6 protein-coding genes are annotated in these 7,401 nt (G+C 26.8%); 1 reads left to right on the plus strand and 5 read right to left on the minus strand.

All coding sequences use genetic code 11. The annotated features are described in order from the left end of the window. Positions 1 to 527 precede the first annotated feature (527 nt). Positions 528 to 1,514: a glycosyltransferase family 4 protein gene (locus tag OW763_RS00005; protein WP_268038993.1), complete on the minus strand. Its 987-nt coding sequence runs from the start codon at positions 1,512 to 1,514 to the stop codon at positions 528 to 530. 202 nt (positions 1,515 to 1,716) lie between these two features. Here OW763_RS00005 and OW763_RS00010 point away from each other — a divergent pair, with 202 nt between their 5' ends. Further along, positions 1,717 to 2,574: a DNRLRE domain-containing protein gene (locus tag OW763_RS00010; protein WP_268038994.1), complete on the plus strand. Its 858-nt coding sequence runs from the start codon at positions 1,717 to 1,719 to the stop codon at positions 2,572 to 2,574. A 98-nt stretch (positions 2,575 to 2,672) separates the two neighbouring features. On the opposite strand, the gene OW763_RS00015 is transcribed toward OW763_RS00010, so the two are convergent. The 4 genes from OW763_RS00015 to OW763_RS00030 form a co-directional block, all read right to left on the minus strand. Then, the gene (locus OW763_RS00015) at positions 2,673 to 3,113 is read right to left on the minus strand and encodes a DUF6385 domain-containing protein (RefSeq protein WP_268038996.1); all 441 of its coding nucleotides are present in this window, start codon (positions 3,111 to 3,113) and stop codon (positions 2,673 to 2,675) included. Positions 3,114 to 3,177: 64 nt separating this feature from the next. After that, a complete protein-coding gene (locus OW763_RS00020; RefSeq protein ID WP_268038997.1) occupies positions 3,178 to 4,974 on the minus strand; it encodes a TPR domain-containing glycosyltransferase in 1,797 nt (598 codons plus the stop codon). A gap of 42 nt (positions 4,975 to 5,016) precedes the next feature. Next, positions 5,017 to 6,798 carry a tetratricopeptide repeat-containing glycosyltransferase family 2 protein gene (locus OW763_RS00025; RefSeq protein WP_268038998.1) on the minus strand — a complete coding sequence of 594 codons (1,782 nt, stop codon included), beginning with the start codon at positions 6,796 to 6,798 and terminating at the stop codon, positions 5,017 to 5,019. A gap of 78 nt (positions 6,799 to 6,876) precedes the next feature. Then, the coding region (locus tag OW763_RS00030; protein ID WP_268038999.1) for a DUF6385 domain-containing protein at positions 6,877 to 7,401 on the minus strand (525 nt) is incomplete at its 5' end.

The following is a 7,401-nucleotide window of genomic DNA, read 5'->3' on the forward strand; positions in this document are numbered from 1 at the left end:
TAGGCACGCCGCCAGCGTTCGTCCTGAGCCAGGATCAAACTCTCAATTTAAAAGTTTAATCTTTTACTCATTACAATTGACTGACATTATTTCTTAACTTCTGTTTAATTTTCAAAGACCAATTTTTGCTTGTCATTTTTCGACAGCTTGTTTAGTATATCATCTTGATTCTTGTTTGTCAAGAATTCTTTTCGTTCATCAGACAAATCTTATTAATAAGCCCTATAAACTCATTTAACTCTAATGTCTTCGCTCTCGCAACGACAAGGAATATCTTATCAAAACAAATTAAGGTATGTATATATTCTTTCACCTATTTCAACAATTTATCTACTTTTTTCTTATATTTTCTTCTTATTTCTTATTTTTTTACACACTGACACTCCGGGTAGAGTATTACAAGGACACAATACACTATACAAATCTTAACAATACTGAAAAAGACATAAATACAACTTTTGCTGTATTTATGTCCTTTACTTAAAATAAAATTCTCACCTTATTATCTGATTATCAACTTTTAGTTATTATATTAAGCTTTTATAGCCTTCATATAAGCTATTAATGTAATTATTCCATGAATAATTCTGCTCAACATATAATTTTAACTTATTATTTTTTTGCTTTTTTAACCCAATTTTCACACTACTATATATACTATTTTCATCATAAGGGTTACAATATATAGCCATGTCTTTAAAATATTCCTCTGCACTTCCTTCTGCTGTAGATACTATATTACATCCACTAGCAGCAGCTTCCAAAGAAGAAAAACCTGGTATTTCAACATAGCTTGGAAGCACATGTAATTTAGCAAATCTATATGCATTATATATATTGTAGCTATCCATAAATCCTAAATATAAAACATTATTAAGCTTAATACATTCTCTATAATAATTTTTATCTTTTACTTTTCCGATAAGTAACAACTGAATTCCTAATTTATTGCATACTTTAGCTAAAGCAAATTGATTTTTTCTAGGACAAATTTTTCCAACACACAGTACATATGAATTTAAGTTATATCTTTCCCTGATATTATATAATGGAATTTGTTCATCTTCTACTTCTACTCCATTATGAATTATAATTGAAGTAGTATTTACATTAAAATCTTCTTTTATACTTTTTTGTTCTAATTTACTGTTAGGAATAATCAAAGTACTTCCCTTTAATATTTCTCTTCTATATATATTGCTTCTTTCCCATAATTTTAACTTTTCTAAAGAATTTTGAAATTTATAATACTTCTTTAAATTATAATATACAGGTGATATAACAATCTTCTTTTTATATTGATGTGCTAGTTTATAGTATTTATAAGCTTCCCCTATTTTATTAATATTAAATAAATGCACTATATCATAATCCGAATAATCAGATATACATCCTGGATTTATATCCACTTCCACTCCTAATTTTTTTAAATATTGAGATGTTTTTAATACTTGTGTTGAATCCCCGCTAAAATTTCTATAATAATCCTGTCTTGTACATAAAAGCACTTTCATATTATAATTATCCCCCTAAACCATTTTTAAAGTTACTCAGTTTAAAATATTCCTATGCTTAATTTTTTTATATTATCCTTAAATTCATAAAAAAGTTTAATAATTTAATTTTATTCATTAAATATCACACCTATGTTTACAATACATATTATAAATATAGGTGTGGATTTTTAAAATTTAAAAACTCTAAGGAGTGAAGACTATGCCTACTTTATTATTAGAAGCAATACAAGATGCTAGTATTTCTCAAGAATTTCCTGATGCAAATATAGGACATGATCAAATGTTCTTTTGTGGTAAATATGGAAACGGTCCAACTATATATAGAAGCTTATTAAAATTTGATATTTCATGTATACCCAAATTAGCTGTTATTGAAAGTGTATTTTTAAAATTATATATATCTAGAAATGATATGCCTTCTATTGTAAAGCCAACAAAAATTTATAATCTTTTAGATGAATTTAATGAAAATACTGTAACTTATTCAAATCAACCTTCTTTTAATCCTGTTGCTACATCTGCATTAGATATTTCATCTCAATTGAATACCTATCTTCAATGGGATATAACGTCTTTAGTATCTGCTTGGCACACAGGCAACATTGAAAATCACGGTTTGTTACTAAGAGGATTAGAATCTCTTAATTCTTTTACTGGATTTATAAGTAAGGACAACATTTATGGCGATAAACATCCTGTTATTGAAATTACTTATAAATTAGATGGTGGTATTATTGAATATACACCAGAGAATATTACAAGTTCAGGGGATTGGGCTTATTCAACACCTATTCCTTTAGGCAACAGAAATGCAACTTTTGGAGTTGAAAATTATGGCCCTAAAAATGCATGTATAATACTACAACTTAGCTCTGATGCTACATGGCTTGACAGTCATTCAACTTATGTAAGTTTATGCACGCTCGAACCAGGAAATGATGTAATTTTAACCACAGTTGGACACATGGCTTATGTTCGCTTAAAGTGCAAAGCACTAGAATGTATAAATCCTGATGATTATGCAACATTAAAAATATATCCGACAATTACCGTTTAATTTAATATTATAATATAAAAAGTCCCTATATGGGACTTTTTATATTAAAGGATATCTAGTTTTCATAAAAAATATCCTTTACTTTCAATTGTAAGTTTCTATACATGAGCTTGCATAGTTATTTTTAAATTCGTAGAATTAGAGCCACTTGATTTATAACATACATGTGTATATTTTGCAAAAATCATTGGAACTAATGCTTTCATCTCTCCAGCAGGAATAGTAATACTTGAACTGTCATCTATATATTTTGAATTATCAGGGCTTATTTGAAGTTTAACCTCAGCATCATGACCTCCTATATTTTCTATAAAAAACGTAACAGTAGATTGCCTTGAAGTATCAAATCCTGAGGTACATTGAAAAGTACTTGAAGTTGGTACAGTTGGAAGACTTATTTCAGTAAAATATCTTCCTACCAAGTTAACATTACTCGCTGGAGTTGGGGGCGTTTGCGTTTTTAACCAGTCTAGAATATCACTATTTATTTCAATTACTTCTTCATCTTTTGTATAAACAACTGTAGGATTAGTTAACATACTCAATTCCTCCTAGCCTAACCCAATTTCTAATCTTTATAATTTAATCAGTTTTTAATCCTTTTTAGTTTAAACCAATTTTAAGAATATCTAATGCTTCTATATCAAACATGTCAAAAAGTTTTATGGATCTTATTATTTCTTTCTTTGCCATATCATTATAACCTTGTTTGTAATACAATTTTCCTAGCTGTAACAATACTGATTTATCACTTATCAAATTTAATAAATTTAATGCTTTTTCAAATTTATCAAGCTGTTTATTTACAAGTAATATTTCACATATATCAAAAATAGGAGCTGTAAATCCCTTTTCATTTTCATCTTCAGATAAAACGGAGTTTTTTTCATTTACAAACATATTTACAAACTGTTTGTAAACCTGTAGTACTTTTTTATTGTAGTCTGATAAATTACCATCACTAAATTGATTTACTGTGAATAACGCTAAATCATATTTATTAATATTAATAAAACATATAACTTTATACATCATAATTTGAAAATAATATAAATTATCTTCATGTATAGTATTTATATATTTTATGCACTCATCAAATTTTGATGATCTTACAAGACATTTAACCTTAAAAATTTTAAGGTTTTCTGAAAGTTCTTTTTCCGTTTCATATTTTTCTATATATTCTAATGCTGTTTCATAATATTCTTCCATATAAAACACTTCTGCCACTATAGGATATTCCCTTGGGAAGTCGGTAAAAAAGCTTTCTATTTTGCTTTTAAATTCATCTATTGGTGTTTTTTCCATTTTTAGTATATGAGCAATATTATATAGTGGTACTAAAAAATCAGGTTTTGCTCTTATTGTTTCAATGCAGTATTTATATGCAGTATCATAGTCTTTAAGCTTGAGATATATTTGTGCTAACTCATAAAATGATCTAAAATTTCCAACTCCATAGATAGATTTTAATTCAGGAGGCGATTCTCCTAATTCTATACATTTTTCAAATGCTTTTATTGCTAAAGTAGGTTCGTTTTGCTCATTTAACACAAGACCTTTTAAATAATATAAGTCAGTAAAATTAGGATAATACACTATTCCTATATCTATAAATTCCAGAGCTTTATCGTAATATTTTAACTCATAATTTGAAAAAATTATTCTTTCTATTAGTTTAGAAGCATATCCTGTATTGGGATTAAAATCTTCATATGCTTTATAATAATTTTTCAGTGCTTTTTTATTATCAGCTAATGAAACATATTCATTTGCTAAGTTAAAATAAGCATATTTATCTTCAGGTTGTTTTTTTATTTGTTTTTCTAGCAGCGTAATATTTCTTTTTTTCTTATCTTTAGAAATAAGATTTTGTTCTAAATATCCATAATGATATATTCTTATTGAATAAGTTTTTCCTGAAAAATCGTGTTTGTGATTTACTAATTGATTGTGTACCTCGCCTTCATAACAATACCCATAATTATTTTTGAAAATTCGTGGATTTAAATTTATAGTTATATTAGCACTATTTATGCTACTCCCACAATAATTTAATGTTTCAAGAAAATATATACTATCTTCCTTAAGATTATAATTAATTAATGTTTTAAATTTATCTTTATCTTCACTACAAAATTCATCATCTGCATCCATAATTAAAATCCAATCTTTAGTAGCATATTTTAAAGATTCATTTCTTGCAACACTAAAATCATCACACCACTTAAAATAATATACCTTTGCTCCATATTCTTTTGCAATTTCTACTGTTTTATCAGTAGAACCTGTATCAACTATTATCATTTCATCAACTAAATCTTTAACGCTTTCGAGACATCTTGGAAGATCTTTTTCTTCATTTTTTACTATCATACAAAGACTAATTTCATTAGACATTTATCCGCTCACCTCTTTATCTCTTCTTCTTAAAATACCCTATTAACTTATTTTAAGAATATCTAATCCTTCTACATCCATTACTTCAAACATTTTTATTGATCTTATTATTTCTTTCTTAGCCATATCAATATATCCATATTTGTAATACAATTTTCCTAATTGTGTTAATACTGATTTATCGCTTATTAAATTTAGTAAGCTTAACGCTTTTTCAAATTTATCAAATTTTTTATTTATGAGAAGTATCTCATAAATTTCAAAAATAAATGCAGTATAATATTTTTCATTTTCATCTTCACATAAAATAAAAGTTTGCCTATTTGCAAATAAATTCACTAATTGTTTATAAACCTGTAATTTCTTCCTATCATAATCAGATAAATTACTATCATTGAATTGATTTAATGTAAGTAACGCTAAATCACATTTATCGGTAATAATAAAACATATAACTTTATACATAGAAAATTGCAAATAAAACAAACTGTCTTCTGATATAGAATCTATTTTAATACATTCATCAACCCTACCTGCCCTTACAAGACATTTAGCTTTAAAAAATATAAGCTCTTGTGGAAGTTCTTTTTTTTCTTCAAATTTTTCTATATATTCTAAAGCTGTTTTATAGTATCCTTCATTATAAAATATATCTGCAATAAAAGGATACTCTCTTGGAAAATCAGTAAAAAATCCTTCTATTTTGTTTTTAAATTCACCTATTGGCGTATTTTTTTCTTTTAATATATGTGCAATATTATACAATGGTAATAAATAATCGGGTTTTGACTTTATTGTTTCTATACAGTATTTATATGCAGTATCATAATCTTTTAAATTCATATATATTCTTGATAGTTCATCTAATGATCTAAACCCTTCAGTTCCATAAATAGATTTTAAAAAAGCAGGTGTTTCGGCTATTTGTATACATTTTTTAAAACTTTTTATTGCTAAAGTAGGCTTATTTTGTTCATTATATATAATACCTCTTATATAATACAAATCTGTAAAATCAGGATAATAGTCAAGTCCAATGTTTATAAATTCCAAGGCTTTATCAAAACATTTCAAATCATAATTTGTAAGAATTATTCTTTCTAAAAGCTTAGGAGAATAACCTAAATATGGTGTGAATCCTTTGTAAGCTTTATAATAACATTCCAATGCTTTTTCCTTTTCATACAAACAATAATATTCGTGTCCTAGGTTAAAATAATGAAATTTATTTTCAGGTTCTTTTTTTATTAACTTTTTAAGAATACTCATATTTCGTTTTCTCTTATTTTTTCCTATTATATTCGTGTTCACATATCCATAATGATATATCCTTATTGATTCTTGTTTTGCTCTTACTAAACTATTAGTGTTTGCCAATTGATTGTGTATTTCACCTTCATAATGATATCCGTAATTATTTTTAAACAAACGTGGATTAAGATTTATATTTATATTTATATTTTTTTCAATACCTATATAACTTAAAGTTTCAAAACAATATAAAATGTTATCATCAAGATTTTTAATTAATTTTTTAAACTTTTCTTTATCTTCACTAAAAAATTCATCATCGGCATCCATAATTAAAATCCAATCCTTAGTAGCATATTTTAAGGATTCATTCCTTGCAGCACTAAAATCATCACACCATTCAAAATAATATACCTTTGCTCCATACTTTTTTGCAATTTCAACGGTTTTGTCACTTGAACCTGTATCAACTATTATCATTTCATCAACTAAATCTTTAACGCTTTCAAGACATCTTGGAATATCTTTTTCTTCATTTTTTACTATCATACAAAGACTGATTTCATTAGCCATTCACAAATCACCTCGCAAGTCTCTTCAAATTTATGAAGAAGCTAAGGAGTACCATTAGGTACTTCTTAGCTATTAATTTTAATACATCCCATTAAACCAAATTTGTACAGTTGCTGTCCTAGATGGTGTCCAACATTTAACCTTTGTATAATGCATATAATAATCATTAGTAATAACTTGCGCTGTACCACCAATTACTGTTGCAGCTCCACCAACAATTGCATATTTAGCTGAATGAGTTGGTGCTACTGCAAGTTGTACATTTACTGTTTGACCTACTGATGATGAAAGTCTGTCAATATACCATGTAGTCGCTTCATATTTAGAAGTATCTATAACTGTTCCATACACTCCTGCACCTGTTGGTATCTCAGTTACAGTCTCAGAAACTTCTACAAATTTTCTATCATTAATCTTAACATTTACTTGATTACTTATTGTTCCAACTGTTACTACTTTAGTTAATGTTCCTGCGGTTCCTACTTTAGTTAATGTTCCCACTCTAGTTATTGTTCCCGCTGTTCCTACTTTAGTTAGTGTTCCTACTCTAGTTATTGTTCCTACTGTTACTAATTTTGTTATTGTTCCTGCGGTTCCTACTTT

Origin of the sequence: Clostridium aestuarii, from assembly GCF_026735135.1 — a bacterium.
In the GTDB taxonomy this organism is placed as follows: domain Bacteria; phylum Bacillota; class Clostridia; order Clostridiales; family Clostridiaceae; genus Clostridium_H; species Clostridium_H aestuarii.

Excerpts from the sequence above, each read along its gene's own strand:
- OW763_RS00010 (WP_268038994.1), top strand. The coding sequence starts at position 1,717 with ATGCCTACTTTATTATTAGAAGCAATACAAGATGCTAGTATTTCTCAA.
- OW763_RS00025 (WP_268038998.1), bottom strand. The coding sequence starts at position 6,798 with ATGGCTAATGAAATCAGTCTTTGTATGATAGTAAAAAATGAAGAAAAA.
- OW763_RS00020 (WP_268038997.1), bottom strand. The coding sequence starts at position 4,974 with ATGTCTAATGAAATTAGTCTTTGTATGATAGTAAAAAATGAAGAAAAA.
- OW763_RS00015 (WP_268038996.1), bottom strand. The coding sequence starts at position 3,113 with ATGTTAACTAATCCTACAGTTGTTTATACAAAAGATGAAGAAGTAATT.
- OW763_RS00005 (WP_268038993.1), bottom strand. The coding sequence starts at position 1,514 with ATGAAAGTGCTTTTATGTACAAGACAGGATTATTATAGAAATTTTAGC.